This window comes from Pseudomonas sp. Y24-6, assembly GCF_020295325.1.
In the GTDB taxonomy this organism is placed as follows: domain Bacteria; phylum Pseudomonadota; class Gammaproteobacteria; order Pseudomonadales; family Pseudomonadaceae; genus Aquipseudomonas; species Aquipseudomonas gregormendelii.
In genome coordinates this window covers 147,983-166,449 of record NZ_JACBXG010000011.1, presented here as the reverse complement: position 1 = coordinate 166,449, position 18,467 = coordinate 147,983, and the positions used below count along the sequence as shown (strand labels likewise).

The 18,467-nt window shown below is 60.8% G+C and carries 15 protein-coding genes and 1 pseudogene; 7 read left to right on the top strand and 9 right to left on the bottom strand.

Annotation, left to right across the window (positions count from 1 at the left end; all coding sequences use genetic code 11):
• Positions 1–15: 15 nt before the first annotated feature.
• The 6 genes from HYI44_RS21050 to HYI44_RS21025 all read right to left on the bottom strand — a co-directional run bounded on the left by HYI44_RS21050 (position 16) and on the right by HYI44_RS21025 (position 7,087).
• Complete coding sequence (locus HYI44_RS21050; protein WP_225570411.1) at positions 16–1,671, bottom strand: intermembrane transport protein PqiB; 1,656 nt, start codon at positions 1,669–1,671, stop codon at positions 16–18.
• Entirely contained in the window at positions 1,652–2,308 is a 657-nt protein-coding gene (locus tag HYI44_RS21045; protein ID WP_225570410.1) for a paraquat-inducible protein A, read from the bottom strand. The genes HYI44_RS21050 and HYI44_RS21045 overlap by 20 nt, the downstream gene beginning before the upstream one ends.
• Entirely contained in the window at positions 2,305–2,901 is a 597-nt protein-coding gene (locus HYI44_RS21040) for a paraquat-inducible protein A (RefSeq protein ID WP_045058403.1), read from the bottom strand. Before HYI44_RS21040 ends, HYI44_RS21045 begins: the two co-directional genes overlap by 4 nt.
• A 267-nt stretch (positions 2,902–3,168) precedes the next feature.
• Complete coding sequence (locus HYI44_RS21035; protein WP_225570409.1) at positions 3,169–4,470, bottom strand: NAD(P)/FAD-dependent oxidoreductase; 1,302 nt, start codon at positions 4,468–4,470, stop codon at positions 3,169–3,171.
• Positions 4,467–5,555 carry a polyamine ABC transporter substrate-binding protein gene (locus tag HYI44_RS21030; RefSeq protein WP_225570408.1) on the bottom strand — a complete coding sequence of 363 codons (1,089 nt, stop codon included), beginning with the start codon at positions 5,553–5,555 and terminating at the stop codon, positions 4,467–4,469. The genes HYI44_RS21035 and HYI44_RS21030 overlap by 4 nt, the downstream gene beginning before the upstream one ends.
• A gap of 173 nt (positions 5,556–5,728) precedes the next feature.
• Positions 5,729–7,087, bottom strand: a complete 1,359-nt coding sequence (locus HYI44_RS21025) for a glutamine synthetase family protein (RefSeq protein WP_122840688.1) — start codon at positions 7,085–7,087, stop codon at positions 5,729–5,731.
• Positions 7,088–7,249: 162 nt separating this feature from the next.
• Between HYI44_RS21025 and HYI44_RS21020 the strand changes: the two genes are divergently transcribed.
• Positions 7,250–8,173 carry a helix-turn-helix domain-containing protein gene (locus HYI44_RS21020; protein WP_225570407.1) on the top strand — a complete coding sequence of 308 codons (924 nt, stop codon included), beginning with the start codon at positions 7,250–7,252 and terminating at the stop codon, positions 8,171–8,173.
• Positions 8,174–8,245: 72 nt separating this feature from the next.
• Here HYI44_RS21020 and HYI44_RS21015 read toward each other — a convergent pair whose 3' ends face one another.
• Both HYI44_RS21015 and HYI44_RS21010 read right to left on the bottom strand, forming a co-directional pair.
• Positions 8,246–10,633, bottom strand: coding sequence for a DUF3772 domain-containing protein (locus HYI44_RS21015; protein ID WP_225570406.1), 2,388 nt, complete (start codon positions 10,631–10,633; stop codon positions 8,246–8,248).
• Between the two features lie 43 nt (positions 10,634–10,676).
• A complete protein-coding gene (locus HYI44_RS21010; protein WP_225570405.1) occupies positions 10,677–11,330 on the bottom strand; it encodes an MliC family protein in 654 nt (217 codons plus the stop codon).
• A gap of 316 nt (positions 11,331–11,646) precedes the next feature.
• Here HYI44_RS21010 and HYI44_RS21005 point away from each other — a divergent pair, with 316 nt between their 5' ends.
• Together HYI44_RS21005 and HYI44_RS21000 are read left to right on the top strand one after the other, a co-directional pair.
• Positions 11,647–11,991 (top strand): helix-turn-helix domain-containing protein, encoded by a 345-nt coding sequence (locus HYI44_RS21005; RefSeq protein WP_122840442.1) that lies wholly within the window; start codon positions 11,647–11,649, stop codon positions 11,989–11,991.
• Entirely contained in the window at positions 11,991–13,202 is a 1,212-nt protein-coding gene (locus HYI44_RS21000; RefSeq protein ID WP_225570404.1) for a type II toxin-antitoxin system HipA family toxin, read from the top strand. Before HYI44_RS21005 ends, HYI44_RS21000 begins: the two co-directional genes overlap by 1 nt.
• Here the strand turns inward: HYI44_RS21000 and HYI44_RS20995 are convergent.
• On the bottom strand, positions 13,180–14,061 hold the full coding sequence (locus tag HYI44_RS20995; RefSeq protein ID WP_122840440.1) for a LysR substrate-binding domain-containing protein: 882 nt from the start codon (positions 14,059–14,061) through the stop codon (positions 13,180–13,182). The two genes, HYI44_RS21000 and HYI44_RS20995, sit on opposite strands and share 23 nt — an antisense overlap.
• Positions 14,062–14,195: 134 nt before the next feature.
• Between HYI44_RS20995 and HYI44_RS20990 the strand changes: the two genes are divergently transcribed.
• The 4 genes and pseudogenes from HYI44_RS20990 to HYI44_RS20975 all read left to right on the top strand — a co-directional run bounded on the left by HYI44_RS20990 (position 14,196) and on the right by HYI44_RS20975 (position 18,402).
• Entirely contained in the window at positions 14,196–15,248 is a 1,053-nt protein-coding gene (locus HYI44_RS20990; RefSeq protein ID WP_225570403.1) for an agmatine/peptidylarginine deiminase, read from the top strand.
• 4 nt (positions 15,249–15,252) lie between these two features.
• Positions 15,253–16,161, top strand: coding sequence for an N-carbamoylputrescine amidase (gene aguB / locus HYI44_RS20985; protein WP_122840438.1), 909 nt, complete (start codon positions 15,253–15,255; stop codon positions 16,159–16,161).
• Between the two features lies 1 nt (position 16,162).
• On the top strand, positions 16,163–17,260 hold the full coding sequence (locus HYI44_RS20980; protein WP_225570402.1) for an extracellular solute-binding protein: 1,098 nt from the start codon (positions 16,163–16,165) through the stop codon (positions 17,258–17,260).
• Positions 17,261–17,283: 23 nt separating this feature from the next.
• A pseudogene (locus HYI44_RS20975) lies at positions 17,284–18,402 on the top strand (agmatine/peptidylarginine deiminase).
• The last annotated feature ends 65 nt before the right edge of the window (positions 18,403–18,467 follow it).

Here is an 18,467-nt window from a genome sequence, read left to right as displayed (position 1 = left end):
GTGATGCTCCTGTGGTCATTTGCTCGGCGGCCCTTGCAGGTCGATAGGCGCGGCATTATTGGGGCGTCCGCGAATCAGCGATTCGGGGTGGCGTCCCAGGTAATCCGCCAGGTCGCGCAAGGAACGCGAGGTACGGCCCAGATCGTCCAGGGTTTCGGACAGTTGCTCACGTTGCGGCGAGTCCTCGGCCAATGTCGAGTTGGCCGACTGCAAGGTCTTGCTGACGTCGGCCAGGGTACTCTGGACGCCGGGCAACGTCTTGGCATTGAACTGGGTCAAGCCCTTGCGCAGCTCGACCAGATTGGCATCGAGGTTGTTGGCGATTCGTTCGATCGGCAGTTTGTTGATCTTGTCGACCATCGCCTCCAGTTTGCCCTGAATCTCCTCCAGGCTGCCCGGAATGGTTGGAATGCTGACGGGGCGGGCAGTCGCATCGAACGCGACCTTTGGCGCCTTGGGGTAGAAGTCCAGCGCAATGTACAGCTGTCCTGTCAACAGGTTGCCACTGCGGGCCTGGGCGCGCAGGCCGTTCTCGACGAAGGTGCCCATCAGGCGCACGCCGGCGGCCTCGTCGTTGGGATCGTGATTCAGCGTCTTGAGCATCTTGGTATGGGCCGTGCCAAGACGTTGCGGGTAGATGACGATGCCGACGTTCACCGGAAAGGTGCGCTTTTGCGCATCGAAGTCGAGGTTGACCGAAACGACTCTGCCGAACTCCGTACCGAGGAACTCCACCGGGGCGCCGACCTTGAGCCCTCGCAGCGCCTGATCGAAGCGCAGGCTCAGGTACTGCGCCTTGCCATTGGGCGGGGCGAGGGCGGTCTGCTGATCCGGGAACAGCTCGTAGGCATATTCTTCTGCCGCGGGTTTGTCGTCAGGGCTGTACTCAGGGGCGCGAAAGGCGATGCCGCCGACCAGTATCGAGGACAACGACTCGGTCTTGAGCGAAAAGCCGTTGGCGCCGACACTCACATCAATGCCGCTGGCGTTCCAGAACCGGGTGTTTTGTGTGACATAGGCATCATTGGGCGAGTGGACGAACACGTCGATGTTCACCCCTTTGCCATCGGGGTCCAGGGCATAGGCTACCACCTGGCCGACCGGGATCTTGCGGTAGTAGACCGGCGAGCCGATGTCCAGTGAGCCCAGGTCCTGGGTGTGCAGGGTAAAGCGCTTGCCCGGGTCGCCGTAGGTGATTGGCGGCGGGTTTTCCATGCCCTGGAAGCGCTTGGCCCGGGTGTTGGCCTGGCCGATATCGGCGCCGATGTAATCGCCGGACAGCAGGGTATCGATACCCGACACGCCGCCAGCTCCTATGCGCGGGCGCACGACCCAGAATTTCGAGTCTTCACGGGTAAAGCTTTCCGCCTGCTTGGCCAGTTTTATCGTGGCATTGACACTCTTCTGGTCGTCACTGAGTTCGACTTCCGAGACATGGCCTATGACCACGTTGCGGTATTTGACCTCGGTCTTGTTGGCCGTTAGGCCAGCGCCCGTCTTGAACGTGATGGTGATGGTCGGCCCTTGCTGCAGGATGCTGTGCACCACCAGGGAAATACCTACCAGTACCGCAACAATGGGCACGATCCACACCAGGGAAACACTGAACCTGCGGGTCTTGATCGGTGCCTGGCCGGGGGGCTGGGGCCCGTCAGTGGCTTGCGACTTCATCCATGACCTCCTCGTTATGCGGCTTTTCCCGCGAATCATTCCAGATCAGGCGTGGGTCGAAACTCATCGCCGCCAGCATGGTGAACACCACCACCAGGCCAAAAAACAGAATACCCGGCCTTGGCTCGATATCGGCCAGGGCCTGAAACTTCACCAGGGCGGCAACCAGCGCCACGACGATGACGTCGAGCATCGACCAGTAGCCGATCACCTCGACGAAGCGATACATTTTCGAGCGCTCCCTGCGTGCCCACAGGCTGTTGCGCTGCACGGTCACCAGCAGCAGCGTCAGGGCCACGAACTTGATGCCCGGCACCGCGATGCTGGCGATGAAGATGATCAGGGCGATGTCCCAGGCACCGGCTTCCCAGAACTCCAGCACGCCACTCATGATCGTGCTGTCGGCGCCATTGCCGACCATCTTTGTGTTCATGACCGGCAACAGGTTGGCGGGAATGTAGAACACCAGCGAGGTCAGCAGGTAAGCCCAGGTCCGGGTGATCGAGTTGGTCTTGCGTCGGTGCAAGGGCGCGTCACAGCGTTCGCACTCATGGGGTTCATGCGTCATGTCACACGCCAGGCCGCAACTGTGACAGAGGCATAGGTCGAGTTCTTGCGCCACTGGCGGTCGGCTCATAGGGTGTCCCACAGATCACGCACGTCGCGCCCGGCGATGCGGATCATCATCAGGCTGAGCACGGCAAGGGCGAACAGGCCGATGCCGGGCAATACATCGAGCAACCCTGCCAGTTTGATCACGGCGACCATGGCCCCGAGCAGGCAGACTTCGAGCATGCTCCAGGGGCGCAGGGTTTCCAGCCAGCGCATGCAGGGTTTGAAGCCGGGGCAGCGTTGCCCGGAGAGGGCGAAACCGAGCACCCAGATCAGCAGCACCAGCTGAAAGATCGGGGCGATGATCATGGCGATCGCTGCGACCATGGCGATGAAGGTGATGGGGCCCTGGCTCAGGGCCAGTACCGAATCCCAGAGCGTGGCACTGTTTTTCAAGCCCTTGAGGCTGATGCTCATTACCGGGTAGAAGTTGGTGAAGATCCACACCACCAGCGCCGTGAGGCTCAACGCCAGGCGCTGCTCTATGGTCAAGCCGTTATAACGCTGGAGCACCCCGCCACAACGTGAGCACAGGGTTTTCTGATGTTTGGCGAGCGTTGCTTTTTGAAACACGCAATCGCAATGCTCGCAGATGATCAGCTGGTCGTTCGAGGCCATGGGTCGCGCTCAATAAGAGGCTTTAAAGGCAGAGCACCTCCTCAATATAGAGGCGAGTGGCGAATCAGCAAATCGAAATTGAATCAAAGCCATGAGAAGACAGAAGGCATGAACCCTGTAGGAGCTGCCGAAGGCTGCGGTCTTTGCCTTTATTTAGGGTCAAGGTCAAAAGATCGCAGCCTTCGGCAGCTCCTACGGTGGGGGGGGGCGGATGCATGCAGTCAAGATCAAAGATCGCAGCCTGCGGCAGCTCCTACGAGGGCGGGTTCAACCCAGGATCTCGCGCACCCGATACCACAACATCCCCAGTGCCAGCAGCGGCGAGCGCAGCATCGGGCCGCCGGGGAAGGTCATGTGCGGCACGGCGCTGAAAACATCGAAGCCGTGGCTGTGTCCGGCATGTATCGCTTCACCCAGCAGCCTGGCGCACCAGTGGGTCACGTTCAGCCCATGCCCGGAGTATCCCTGGGCATAGTAGACATTCGGGTGCTGGCCCAAGCGACCGACCTGGGGGAAGCGATTGGCGCTGATGCCGATCTTGCCGCCCCACTGGTAGTCGATGCGCACATCCGCCAGTTGCGGGAACACCTTGAGCATCTGCGGGCGCATATAGGCGCCAATGTCCGTCGGATCGCGGCCTGAGTAATGACAGGCACCGCCAAACAGCAGGCGTCGGTCTGCCGAAAGCCGGTAATAATCCAGCCCGACCTTTTGATCGCACAACGCCAGGTTGTGGGGGATCAAGGCACTGGCGGCATCCGCCGTCAGCGGCTCGGTCGCAATGATGTAGCTGCCGGCGGGCAACACCTTGCCACTGAGTTTGGGTTCGAGTTCATCCAGGTGCGCGTTGCACGCCAGCACCAGCCTGCCCGCGCGCACCGTGCCACCCGCGCAACGCACCTGCACCGTATCGCCATGGATCAACTCCAGCACCGGGCTCTGCTCGAAGATCTGCACGCCGAGGGACGCAGCCAGGCGCGCTTCGCCAAGGATCAGGTTGAGCGGATGCAGGTGCCCCGAGCCCATGTCCACCAGGCCGCCGGCATACACGCCGGAGTCCACCACTTCCTCGCGGATCTGCTGCGGCCCCACCAGGCGGGTTTCATGGGCGTATCCACTGGTCTGCAGTTGCTGCTGCTCGGCCTTGAATGCGGCGAACTGCGCCTGGGTGTTGGCCAGTTCGCAAAAGCCCCAGCGCAAGTCGCAATCAATGGCGTGCTCGCGAATGCGCTGGCCCACCAGTTCGACCGATTCCGTGCCGGCGCGCTCCAGATAACGCACGCCATCCGCCCCGATGTACCGGCCAAACCCGCTGACGTCATGGCCGATCCCCCGGATCAACTGCCCGCCATTGCGCCCACTGGCGCCCCAGCCAATCCGCCGGGCTTCGAGCAGAATCACCGAAAGCCCACGCTGCGCCAGCTCTATCGCGGTATTGATCCCGGTAAAACCGCCGCCGATCACACACACGTCAGCGACCCGATCAGTCGCCAGGCTCGGGTAGGCCGTCAGGTCCCGGGCCGTGGCGGCGTAGTAAGAGTGCGCATGTTCCTGGGTGTACTGGTTCATTTGTTGGACTTCACTTTGCTCCACGAACGCGTCATCAGTCGCATGATCGCCTGGGGCGGGGTGGTCGAGATGTAGAGCTTGTCGAGGACGGCCTGAGGAGGATAGACCTCGGGGTTGTTCACCAGCTCCGGGTCCATGAATTGTTTGGCGTCAGGGTTGGGGTTGGCGTAGCCGACCGAGGCGCTGACTTTGGCAATCACTTGCGGGTCGAGCAGGTAATTGATGAACGCATGGGCTTCTTTAGGGTTGCTCGCGTCGGCTGGAATCGCCAGCAGGTCAAACCAAAGGTTGCTGCCTTCCTTGGGGATGGCGTAGGCGATGTTCACCCCGTTTCCGGCTTCCTTGGCGCGGTTGGCCGCCTGGAACACGTCACCGGAATAACCGAAGGCGACGCATATGTCTCCATTGGCCAGGTCGGACACATACTTGGACGAGTGGAAATACGTGATGTATGGCCGGATGCTCAGCAGTTTGGCTTCGGCTTTCTTGTAATCCTCGGGATTTTCACTGCGCGGGTCCATGCCCATGTAATTGAGAATGGCGGGGAACACTTCGTCCGCAGAATCCATCATAGAGACGCCGCACTGGCTGAGTTTTTTCAGGTTTTCCGGCTCGAACAGTACGGCCCAGGAGTCTATCCGGTCGATGCCAAGCACCTGTTTGACCTTTTCTACGTTGTAGCCGATGCCGTTAGTGCCCCACAGGTACGGCACCGAATGCTCGTTACCCCGATCGTTGCTTTCCAGCAGGGCGAGGAGCTTGGGGTCCAGGTGCTTGTAGTTAGGCAACTGAGCGCGATCGAGCTTGAGGAACGCGCCGGCTTTTACCTGACGGGCGAGGAAGTGGTTGGACGGCACCACCACGTCGTATCCGGTCCGCCCGGCGAGCAGCTTGCCTTCGAGGGTTTCGTTGGAATCGAAGACGTCGTAGATGACTTTTATCCCGCTTTTCGCCTGGAAGTCGACGAGGGTGGTCTCGCCAATGTAATCGGTCCAGTTGTAGACACTGACGGTTGGCTGGGCCTGAGCCACTGCGCTGAACAGCAAGGCCAGCGTTGCCGGGACCACGGATTTCAATAGACGCATTCGACACCTCTTGGAGTTATTGGATTTTTCAGGTGTTTCTGTCGTGTTGTCGCTGCCTCATCGCGAGCAGGCTCACTGCCACAATTGACCGCATTCCAAAGTGGGAACGAATGGCATGCACTCCCTGTGAGAGCGAGCCTGCTCGCGATGGGGCCTTCGCAGACGCCTGATACCTAAACGCTGAACAACAGAAATTCACGCTCCCACGAACTGATCACCCGCTTGAAGTTCTCGTGTTCGGCACGCTTTACCGCGACATACCCGCGCACGAATTTGCTGCCCAGGACCTTTTCGATGGTCTGGCACTCTTCCATTTGCGTCAGGGCGTCCTCGATTGTGATCGGCAGGCGCAGGTTGCGTCGCTCATAGGCGCGCCCCTCTACCGCCGCGCTTGGCTGCACACCTTCGATCATGCCCAGGTAGCCACACAACAGGCTGGCGGCAATCGCCAGGTAGGGGTTGGCATCTGCGCCGGGCAGGCGGTTCTCCACGCGCATCGCCTCGGGGCTCGAGGTCGGCACCCGCAGGCCGACGGTACGGTTCTCCTCGCCCCATTCGACGTTCACCGGTGCCGAGGTGTCCGGCAGGAAGCGGCGGAACGAATTGACGTTGGGCGCGAACATCGGCAGCACCTTGGGGATGTACTTCTGCAGGCCGCCAATGTGGTTTAAAAACAGCTCGCTCATCTTGCCGTCGGCGTCGACGAAAATCGGCTGGCCGGTGCTGATGTCTACCACGCTCTGGTGAATGTGCATGGCGCTGCCGGGCTCATCGCCGATGGGCTTGGCCATGAAGGTTGCCGCCACGTTGTGCTTGAGCGCCGCTTCGCGCAGTGTGCGCTTGAATACGGTGATCTGGTCGGCCAGGTCCAGCGCGTCGCCGTGACGGAAGTTGATCTCCATCTGCGCCGGGCCGTCTTCGTGGATCAGTGTGTCCAGGTCAAGGCCTTGCAGTTCACACCAGTCGTAGACGTCTTCGAACAGCGGGTCGAATTCGTTGGCGGCGTCGATGGAAAAAGACTGCCGGCCACTTTCCGCACGGCCCGAACGGCCCAGTGGTGCCTTGAGGGGCAAGTCCGGGTCTTCGCAGCGCTGGGTCAGGTAGAACTCCATTTCCGGCGCAACAATCGGCCTCCAGCCTTTGTCGGTGTACAACCGCAGGACTTTTTTCAGGACGTTGCGCGGTGACAGTTCGATGGGGTTGCCGAACTTGTCGAACGTGTCATGGATGACGATGGCAGTCGGCTCGATTGCCCACGGCACCACGTACACCGCGTCGGCGTCGGGCTTGCAGACCATGTCGATATCGGCCGGGTCGAGCAGGTCGTAGTAGATGTCGTCGTCGACAAAGTCCCCGGTCACCGTTTGCAACAGCACACTTTCCGGCAGGCGCATGCCTCGCTCATGCAGGAACTTGTTGGTGGGTGCAATCTTGCCGCGTGCAATGCCGGTCAGATCGCTGACGACGCACTCGACTTCGGTAATCTTGTGATCTTTCAGCCACGTGAACAGCTGATCGAAAGGGACATTCATACAGACCTCGTTATTGGTTTTATTAACGCCGGGGAGGGCGGTTTCATCCACCACACCCTTCCCCTGGGACGCGTTGACGACTATCTTGGGCGAGCCTTGCAGATCCATCTATCCACTTTCAGCAGCACCAAAACGCACCAAACGAGTGCGTAAGGTTCACCCATGACAGCGTCCAGCCCGTTACAAGTCCAAGCGTTCAACACCGAAGATGTGGCCGAACAGATCCGTGCCACGCCCGGGTGGGTGCAGCAATACCAGCAGATGTCACCGGGGCATTTCGCCGGGCGTGTGCGTTACCTGGACCTGCAGGGCGTGGAGATTTACGAAGAGCAGATGAACACCCGGGTCGAGCAGAATTTCAGTGCGCCCCAGGGGGCGCTGGCGTTCTGTTTCGATCGCAGTGACAACGCGTTGTATGTGCTCAATGGCGAGAGCCGCAACATCTGGATCACCCCGGAGAACTACCAGGAAATCGCCGTGGTGTTCGGTCCGGACTTCGTGCGACGCCATGGCCTGGACGTTGCCAGGCTCGAGGGGCTGTTCCTGGCGCCGTTGAATTCAGGGCAGAACGCCTTGTTCAGTCGCTGGCTCAGCAGCACCTTGACCCAGCTGACACAGACAATCGATCCACCCAGCAGGGAAGCCCTGACCCAACAGTTGCTCGAGGACTGCCTCTATCTGCTCGACAATGCCAGCGTGTGCCTGGATCACGGTGGCCTGCAGCGCCGCACCGAGGAACGGGCGGTGATGAAGCGCATTGGTGAGTGGGCAGCGGACTCGCCTGAGGAAACCCTCAACCTGCTGCAACTTGCCCAGGTTGCCGGGGTGTCGTTGCGCCAGGTCCAGCACGCGTTCAAGGCCTACACCGGCATGACGCCCACCCACTGGCTGCGCTTGCGCCGACTGAACAGTGCGCACCGCGAACTGCTCGGGCGCAGCCCCATGGACACCACCGTGGCCGAGGTCGCGATGAAGTGGTCGTTCTGGCATCTGGGGCGGTTTTCCAGCAGCTACCGTGCGTTGTTCAAGGAATTGCCGAGCGAGACGCTCAAGCGAAGTGGCCGTAACCACCGCGTAACTGGATGATCCTGTGTCTGCCAACGCCTGTGGCGAGGGCGCTCGCTCCCGCTGTTTTTCGCAGGCGTATCTTTAGCCCGATCAGACTGTCGGCGCAGGTGTGGCCAACGCGATTCCCGCCGCGCCTAACCGCTTCAGTATCTCGAACAACAGATCACTCTTGGTAGCGCCGACGATCCTCGGGCTGCTGACGTAGCCTGTGACGGTCAGCGTGATGCCCTCGGGGCTGAGCTTGCTGAAGCGCACCATCGGCGCAGGCTTGTCGAGAATGGTTTCGTGCTCGCAGTAGGTGTCGTACAGCAGGTTCTTGACTTGCTCGGGGTCAATGTCCAGCGCAAAGGTCAGCTCCAGGCTGGCCACCCCCTGCGCGCTGCCGCCCAGGGTCACATTGCGCAGGTTCTGCGAGATCAGCTGCGAGTTGGGGACGATGACGATGGAGCGGTCGCTGAGCTGAATTTCCGTGGCCCGCACGTTGATCCGGCGAATATCGCCTTCGACTCCGCTGATGCTGATCAGGTCGCCTACCTTTACCGGGCGTTCGGTCAGCAGGATCAGGCCGGAAACGAAGTTCTTCACGATCTCCTGCAAACCGAAACCGATGCCCACCGACAGGGCGCTGACGATCCACGCCAGGTTGGTCCACTGGATACCCAGGGACGACAGCGTCAGCAGAATCACCAGCGCGTAGCCGATGTTGGCAAATAGCGTGCTGAGCGACGCGCACATGCCCGGATCCATATCGGTCTTGGGCAGGAACTCGTTATCCAGCCAGCGGCGCAGCGAGCGGATCAGGTAGATGCCGATCAGCAGCGCCAGCACCGCGTTGAGCAAATGAGCCGGAACCACATTGAGTTTGCGCAAGCCGTCGCCACCGAGGATGGCCACCACTTGGCTGAACAATTGCCCCAGCGTGACGCCGACGCCACCGACGAACATGGAAATGATCGCCAGTAACAGCAACGCGGCGCGGCCCACACCGGACAGCACGATGGAAATCTGCTCGAGGCGAGTGTCACCGATGCCGAGCAATTGTTTGAGCGCCTTGCCGCTCGGGCTCTTGGCGGAGAACAGGTATTCACAGCTGTCCTTGAGCAGCTGGATGAGCAGGTAGAAACCGCAGAGGATGAGGAAGCCCCAGACCAGCTCATAGGTGATGAAGCGTGCCAGGGACACGTAACCGATCAGCAGGGCGAACAGCGAAATGATCATGGCCACAGTGGCAGCGGAATAGATCAGCCCGGCCAGCGTGGTACTGGCCTCCGGTGCATCGCCGGCCACCGCTACTGCCCTGCGGGCTTTGTTGGCGCGGCGGAACAGCATCGCGAGCAGCACGGTGACGACCAGGGCAACCACTCCGCGGCCCAGCAATATGGCCGAGGCGCTCATGCCGCTGACATTGCTGATTTGCGCCAGCCCCACCAGCACCAGCAGGGTGCAGGCCACTATGCGCGGAAAGGGTTCGAGGGCATGGGCCACGGAGTCGGAGATGGTCGGCAGACGCCAAGACGGATGCGCGGTCGACAACAGCGCGCGGCTCAACCCGGTAATCATCACGCACAGGTAAATCAGCTTTTCAAACTCGTCGGCGAAATTCTGCAGCATTGGCGTCAGTGGCAGTTGGCGGGTCAGTGCGTAGAACAGCAACTGCATCGCCAGCGCAGTAGCGAGGACCGTGGCGATCACCGAAGCCAGGGCAAGCGAACTGCGACGCAAACGTCCTTCAGGCATGCGATGGATACACAGCCAGGTCAGTCCGCGATCAGCCACGCTGCGGCCCCAGGTCCAGATTGCCAGTGCCAGCACCACCAGCAGCACGGTAACCAGACGCTTGCCCGGTTGCCAGGCGACTGCAACGGCGTCTTGGGCCTGCTCGATGAACTCCCTTAAACGTTGGCGATCGTCCTCGCGCGGGCTGAACAGCGGCGCCCAGAACTGCGGCCCCAGTATGCTGCCACTGCGCAGGGTGACCTCGCTTTCCAGAAGGCTGCGGCGAATGCCGGCGATCTGCGGGATGAGCCCGGCGGCGCTGCCTCTTAGCGCAGCCAGCGTGGTGAGGCTGGCGTCGACCCGACGCTTTTGCTCGGACAGGTCAGCGCGTTGCGTGGCGATTTCCGACTTCTCTGCGCCGATTTCTACCGGGGACACCGGCCCCAGCACGTCCAGTTGCGCCTGCAACTGCTTCTGCTCCGGCAGCAGCGCCGACTGCAGGCTGTCGATGTCGTTGATATACAACTGCACCGAATCCTGCAGGCCGACCATCAGGCTCAGGTTGTTGGCCTGGGAGACTTGCTGCTTGATGCGATCCAGGCGGACCTGCAAGTCCTGTAACTCGCTCTGGGACACCGTAAAAGAGGGCGCTCCTGTCACTGAGGAGATCGGGCTCGGCGCCTCGGCGGCCCAAAGCACTGCGGTGCCGGCTTGAAACAGCATGATCACGCTCAACACCAGCCACTTCAATGCATCACCCATACACGCGTCCCGCCCGCTGACTTTCTGAAGTAGATGTTGTGCATCACCCCGTCGGCTCCATTTGGCAGCGCAGTGTCCCGGAGCCCGGCTTCTGGAATAGCACATCATCACCGGTTTGCGAAAAACTGTAGTAACCCGTGGTGTCCTTGCCGCTGTAGCGCTGCCCCGTCCCCGCAGGTTCCTGGCTCAGGGTGATGGACGAGTTGGCCCAGCGCAGGTAAACCACGCCGGGGTCGGCGTTGAACCAGGTGGCGGCGATCAGCGCATTAAGCCCCGCACATCGAATCGCCAGCGGGCCTTCGGTGAGACGGTCCGGGTCCTTGGTCCTGACGATGGCCGAGCCCTGGCGCAACTGATGGGCGCGTTCGGCATAGCGGCTCACCGTACACGCCTTCGGATCGGCTTCGGTGAAACATTGATTGCGCGTCAGCATCCATATTTGCTGGTCGGTGATGACTTTTCCCGGCCGCGGAACCGAGCGTTCGTCCGTGAGCGCCAGGCGGTAGAGACGGTCCAGTTCCCGGTCCATCCGCGCCAGTTGCGCGTCGCGACATATCAGCTTTTCCACCGGTGCACTCGCGCTGGCGCAATCGAAGCTGGTTTTAAACAGCGGGGCAGGGGTGGCAGCCCTGGCGCACAGGCTCGTCACCGCGCTGGCGGCGAGCAGACAGGTGCAGATAACCGTGAGCGTTTTCATGATCGATCCAGTTTAATCGGAGGTTGGCAGCACCACGGACAGCGAGGCGTTCCAGCCTTCGGGACGATGCCTGGAATCCTCCTGGTCATCGGGATTCTCGTTCTGTGATCGAAAGTCAGCTCGCACAGACTTTCATAGTAGACACAGACTGCGAGGGCCGCCGGGAAAGCATCATTGGCAGGTCTTTATAATGTTTACGCAAGCGAGCATTAAACTATTTAATACGCACTGTTGTGCATGTTAAAAACATGATTATCTTTTATAAGGCATGTTATGGTTAACCTTATTAAGATTAAAGCTGCAACTGGTGCATACTATGAACGACTTTTTTCCGGTTTCCTGCAGCGATACCCTCGGCAGGATAGGCCTGCTGGTCAAATCCCGGCGACTGGCTCTGGGTCTGCGTCAATCTGATCTCAAATCGGCATTGGGCATCTCCGAGCACATCCTGCGCAAGATTGAAAATGGCTCGGAGTCAGTTGACCTGCGCTCATTCATGTTGGTGCTGTGGCGCCTGGGGATCAACGAGACGGTCTTTGCCTCACTGGAAGGGGTCGAAACCACGTCGCAGGTTGCCCGCTATGTCACTGACGCGGATGCCTACCAGAGCATCGCCAACAAGCGCGTGCGCCTGCCGAAAACCAAGGCGGAGGAGTTCTGATGTCCCGTGCCTATATCTACATGGAGCACCCGGACACCGGTGAACTGCTGACCCTGGGCCGGGTGACGCTGCAGGGTAAATTCGGCGAGTTCATTTATGCCCCCGACTACGTCGAACGCGGCGGCTGGGTGCCTGATCCGATCAACTATCCCTTGCGTACCGAAGCCTATACCGGCATCAGCAAAAACCGCGGCATCCCCGGCTTCGTCAATGACGCAATGCCGGACGGCTGGGGCGAGCGCCTGCTGCAGCGTGCATTCGGGCAGGTGCTGGCGCCTATCGATTTCCTGCTTAAGTCGCCGAACAACGACCGGGTCGGCAACCTCCTGGCCGGCACTGCGACTGTGCCCGCGCCCGGATTGGGGGAAGGGCCGGTGCCTACGCTCAAAGGGCTGGGGAAGTTTATCGAGGCCTGCGAAGCGGTGTACGACGGCCAGCTCGATGAGCAGTCGATCGCCATGCTCAACATCCGCCAGCAGCGCTCGTCCCTGGGCGGTGCACGACCCAAGCGCACCTTGCAGGACAGCGGAATGCTGATCCTGGCCAAGCCCCGCGACCGTTTTGACCTCTATGATTTCCCTGCAATCGAATACGCCTGCATGACTTTTGCCGCGTCGAAAGGGCTGAACGTGGCCAACACCGCACTGCACGCAGAATCACCGTCGACGCTGCTGGTGGAGCGTTTCGACCGCACCCCGCTGGCCGACGGCGCCCGACGCATCCCGATGCTCAGCGCACTGACCTTGCTTGATTCCGAATGGAACGAGCAGTACCACCGTGACTGGCGCTATGCCTCGGTGGCTGATGAAATGCGCCGGCGCGGCGTGCCCGACGGCGATCTGCAGGAGCTGTTCAAACGCATGTGCTACAACGCTCTGGTAGGCAACAGCGACGATCATCCGCGCAACCATTCGATCATCTGGCTTGGCGGGCAATGGCGTCTGTCACCGATGTACGACGTATTGCCGATTATCGATGAGGGGCCTGCCCAGACCTTGTCCATGGCGGTGGGCCGCGACGGCACCAGGGTCAGCCGCGTCAACCTGCTCAGCCACCACGCGCACTTCGCCCTGACCCGCGACCACGCCGAGCACCTGCTGGACGAAGTCATTGGCTGGGAAGAAGCGCTCAAGGACTACTACGCCACCTGCCTGCATGGCGAAGAACTGGCCATGTCCCGGGCAGCGGTCAGCACCGAGCGGATGCGGTAGCCGGCGCCTGCAAATTGGCCTGCAACCATTGCACAAAACTGCGCGCCAACGGATTGTTTTCGCTGTCCCGATGGGTCAATAACGCCCAGTTCGGCCCCCGAATGGTGTCCTCCACCAAAGGCGCCAACAACCCGCCATCGCGCGCTGTCTGGCTCAGCAACTGACTGACCAGCGCAATGCCAAGCCCTGCACAGGCGGCATCCAGCAACAGTCCAGGATCGGAAAAATTCAGCCCCTGATCCCGCTGGCCGACGTCAATTCCAGCCTCCACGGCCCAATGGCTCCAGTCCATTTCCCGCTCGCCGTGCAGGGTAGTGCGCTGCTCGGGCGCCACCTCCAGCACGTGCGGATGACACGCCGGATACAGGCGATCGGCGTGCAGCACCTTGAAACTGCATTCAGCCTGCGAACTGATGTCATCGCGCACGGCGAGGTCGATGGTCTGGGTGGTCATGTCCGGCACTTCATCGGTGCTGAAAATCCACAGGTCGACCTCTGGATGCCGGCGCCGAAAATCCCCCAGGCGCGGCAGCAGCCAGTGCCGGGCAAAGGTCGGCGTGGTGTTGAGCACCAGTTGATTGGGTTTCTGATATTGCCCCAGGCGGCGAATACCGACAGCCAGTTGCTGCAGTAATGCCTGGGTGGTGCTGAGCAAGTCATGACCGGCATCGGTCAGGCTGACACTGCGGCCACTGCGGAAAAACAGCGGTTGTTCCAGATAAGCCTCCAACGTGCGGATCTGCTGACTGATCGCCGACTGGGTAAGGTGCAGCTCATCGGCAGCCTTGTGAAAACTGCCCAGGCGGGCGGCCGCTTCAAAGCCGCGAAGGGTGCCCAACGGGGGCCAGTGCTTGAGCATGATTGATAAGCTCCTCTAATCACTTTTCCACAAAATCCATCGTTTGTTAGCCAATGATCACGGCCTTAGCATGCATGCCAATACCGCGATTGCGATTTTCATTGAACACAATGACTAACCAAGGGGTTTATAACATGCAGCATGATGATCGTCAGAACAGTGGTTGGCAGATGCCGGCGGAGTGGGTCAGGCATGCCGCGACCTGGATGGTCTGGCCGCACAATCAGGCGCTGTGGGAGTCGAGCTGGGGCGTCACCTTGCCGTTGGTGCAAATCGATTTCGCCCGGGTGGCCAACGCCATTGCGCGCTTCGAACCGGTCAAAATGGTGGTGGACCCGTCTGCCGTTCTCAGTGCCAGGGCACTCTGCGGCCCCAATGTCGAACTGATTGAACTGGCAGTCAACGACAGCTGGTGCCGCGACTCCGGCCCGACGTTCGTCTGTCACCCCCAACAGGGCCTGGCCGGTGTCAGTTGGCGGTTCAACGCTTGGGGCGGCAAGTCGGCCCACGACCTCGACGAAACCTTGGCACGCCGGGCACTTGAGCAGCTGGGCGTGCAATGCTTCGGCACGACGCTGAGTAACGAAGGCGGGGCGATCCATGTCGACGGCGAGGGCACGCTGATCACCACCGAGTCAGTACTGCTCAACCCCAATCGCAATCCGGGACTGACCAAGGCCGACATCGAAGAAATCTTCACACGACTGCTGGGGGTGAAAAAAACCATCTGGCTACCGGGCGACCCAGACCATGTGACCGGCGACATGACGGATGGCCACGTTGACGGTGTCTGCGCCTTCGCCCGTCCTGGCGTGCTGCTGGTCGATGCGACCCACGACACCGGCTCGCAGTACGCCGACGTCGCCCGGGAAAACCGCCGTGCACTGGAGCTGGCCACCGATGCCAATGGACGCAGTTTCGAGCTGATCGAGCTGTACGAAGCCACGGATGCAGTGGACACCGAAGCTGAAGTGTTCTGTGCCTCCTACACCAACTTCTATATCGCCAATAACGCGATCATCATGCCGTCCTATGGCATCGACGCCGACAACGCAGCGGCCGCCGTATTGGCGCAGGCGTTCCCTGGTCGCGAGGTAGTACCGGTGCGCATCAACAACCTGGCCCACGGCGGTGGCGGGGTGCATTGCATCACCCAGCAGCAACCGGCCTGGCCAGTGCAGGGGTGATGCCATGACACTATTAACCATCGCTACCACGCAGATGCCCTGCACCTGGGATTTGCCGGGCAACCTCGATCAAGCCGAACGCCTGGTACGTGAAGCAGCAGCGAAGGGCGCCCAGGTGATCCTGCTGCAGGAACTGTTTGCCACGCCGTATTTCTGCATCGAGCAAAACCATAAACACCTGGCACTGGCCGAAGCGTTTGAGGCCAGTCACCTGCTCAAACGCTTCGCCGCGCTGGCCAGGGAGCTGGGGGTGGTGCTGCCGCTGAGCTGGTTCGAGCGGGCCGGTAATGCCTGCTTCAATTCCCTGACCGTGGCCGATGCCGATGGGCGCTTGCGCGGGGTGTATCGCAAAACCCATATCCCCAACGCCATCGGCTATCAGGAGAAGGAATACTTCAGCCCTGGTGACACCGGTTTTCAGGTCTGGGACACGGCATTTGGGCGCATCGGCGTTGGCATCTGCTGGGACCAGTGGTTTCCCGAGACTGCCCGCTGCCTGGCACTGATGGGCGCCGAAGTCTTGCTATACCCGACGGCGATCGGCTCAGAACCCGGTTGCGCGGCCCTGGATTCTCGCGATCACTGGCAGATGACCATGCGTGGCCACGCGGCCGCAAACCTGCTGCCGGTGGTCGCCGCCAACCGCGTCGGCAAGGAAGTGGCGACTACCGATCCATCCCTGCAAATGACCTTCTACGGTTCGTCCTTCATTTGTGACCACAAGGGCAAACTGCTGGTTGAGGCTGACCGCGACAGTGCCGGCGTGCTGGTCCAGCGGCTCGATCTCGGCGCGATGCGTGAAGAGCGCTTGAGCTGGGGTATCTACCGCGACCGTCGCCCGGAAATGTACGGGGCGCTCCTGACTCAGGACGGCCGTAATCTTCATGCACGCTGGAACACCGGAGGAGTCTGATATGCGCATTCCCCACACACTGTTGCTGGGCGCGCTGGGCCTGGCAATCGCCTCAGCACCGCTGCATGCCGATGAAAAAACCCTGAGGCTGTACAACTGGTCCGATTATTTCGCCGAAGACACGCTGAGCCGCTTCACCGCCGAAACCGGGATCAAGGTGATCTACGACGTCATGGACGGCAGCGAAACCCTGGAAGCCAAGATGCTCGCCGGCGGCAGTGGCTACGACCTGATCTTTCCCGGAGACACCGTCGCCGAACGCCTGATGCGCGCCGGCAGCCTGCTCCCGCTGGACCGCTCGAAACTCAGCGCCCTGGGCGACATAGAGCCCGGCCTGCAGAAGCTGCGCACGCAGTATGAAACCTCAAGCCAGGCCACCGTTCCTTACACCTGGGGCACCATCGGCCTGACCTACAATGATGAACAGGTCAGGCAACGCGTGCCTGATGCTCCGGTCAACAGCCTGGACATGTTGTTCAAGCAGGAACTGGCAGCGAAATTTGCCGACTGTGGTATCTCGATCATCGACTCACCGGACGAAGTACTGGCCGTCGTCCTCAACTACCTGGGCCGCAACCCGCGCAGCGCCAAACCCGACGACCTCGCCGCCGCCAGTGCGCTGCTGATGAAAGTGCGACCCTACATTCGCAAATTCCAGTCGCAACCCGTGACCGATTTGGTGAACGGCAACCTGTGTGTGTCATTGGGCTACAGCGGCGACATGACCCAGGCCCAACGCACCTCGGACGGCGCCGGCAAAAGCACCCGATTCGAGTATCGCATCCCGCGCGAAGGCACCACCGTATGGATGGACACCATGGCCATTCCGGTCGACGCCAAACACCCGGAGTATGCCTACGCGTTCATCAACTTCGTGATGCAACCCGAGCACATGGCCGCCATCAGCAATTTCACCGGTTACCCGACCTCCAACGCCAAGGCCCGCGCGAGCGTGGATGCGACGATGCGCAATAACCCCGACATCTACCTCGATGAAGCCACCTACGCACGCCTGATTCCAGGCAAAGACATTCCCCAGGCCGACATGCGGGCGCGGATGCGCACCTGGACCAAATTCAAGACGGCGACCGCCAAATGAGCACTGCGCCAGGAGAATCCACCATGCCGACGCGGCGAAACTTCATCAAACAGACAGCCATAGTCGCCGGCCTGGGCGCCGCCGCCTGCTTGGGTTTGCGCCCGTCGCCGGCGCAAGCGGCAACCGACAGCCTCTGGCGTATGCCCGAAGAGAGCGATCGCCACGCACAAGCGTTCATTGCGTTCGGTGCCCAAGCCGCCATTTGGGAAGACTTCACTCCCCACGTGCACACCGCCATCGGCCTGATTGCTCGCACCATAGCGCGCTATGAACCCGTCACCGTGTTCTGCCGCCCGAGCGAACGCAACCTCGCCGAACAACACTGCGGCACCCGCAACATCAGGTTCGTCACCACCGAACTCGACGATATCTGGATGCGCGACATCGGCGCCAACTTCGTCATTGATGGCCATGGCAATCTCGGCGCCGTGGACTTCAATTTCAACGGCTGGGGTAACAAACAACAGCATGCCAAAGATGCCGAGCTGGCTGCAGTCGTCGCCAAAACCACCAAAGCGGTCTACCTGCGCAGTGAACTGGTGGGAGAGGGCGGTGCCATCGAAGTGGACGGCCACGGCACCGGGATCATGACCGAGAGCAGCTGGATCAACAGCAACCGCAACCCGGGCTGGGACAAAGCCGAGGTCGAACAAGCGCTCAAAGAACGCCTGGGTTTACGCAAAATCATCTAGCTACCGGGCATCAAAGGCAAAGACATCACCGATGCCCACGTGGATTTCTACGCACGTTTCGTCAAGCCGGGCGTGGTAATCGCCAACCTCGACAACGACCCCAAATCCTACGACCGGGCAGTGACCCTGGCACACTTGGAGATCCTCAAGAAGGCCACAGACGCCGATGGCCGGCCTTTGCAGGTGCACACACTGTCGCCGCCACTCAAGCCACGAAAGAGCCAATTCAACCGAAAGAATCCGGACTTTGCGGCTGGATACATCAACTACTTTGTGGTCAATGGGGCGGTCATCGCGCCTGAGTTCGGCGATCGGGAGGCAGATGCGAAGGCACTGGAACTGCTGTCCGGGCTTTATCCGGACAGGGAGATGGTGATGCTGAACATTGACGCGATTGCAGCGGGCGGTGGAGGGATTCACTGCGTGACCAGCCATCAGCCGGCGGTGTGAAAAAAGCGGGAGATCGGGGTGATCCAGGGCACGGTAAAATCTAATTCAACTAAAGAGACATTTAG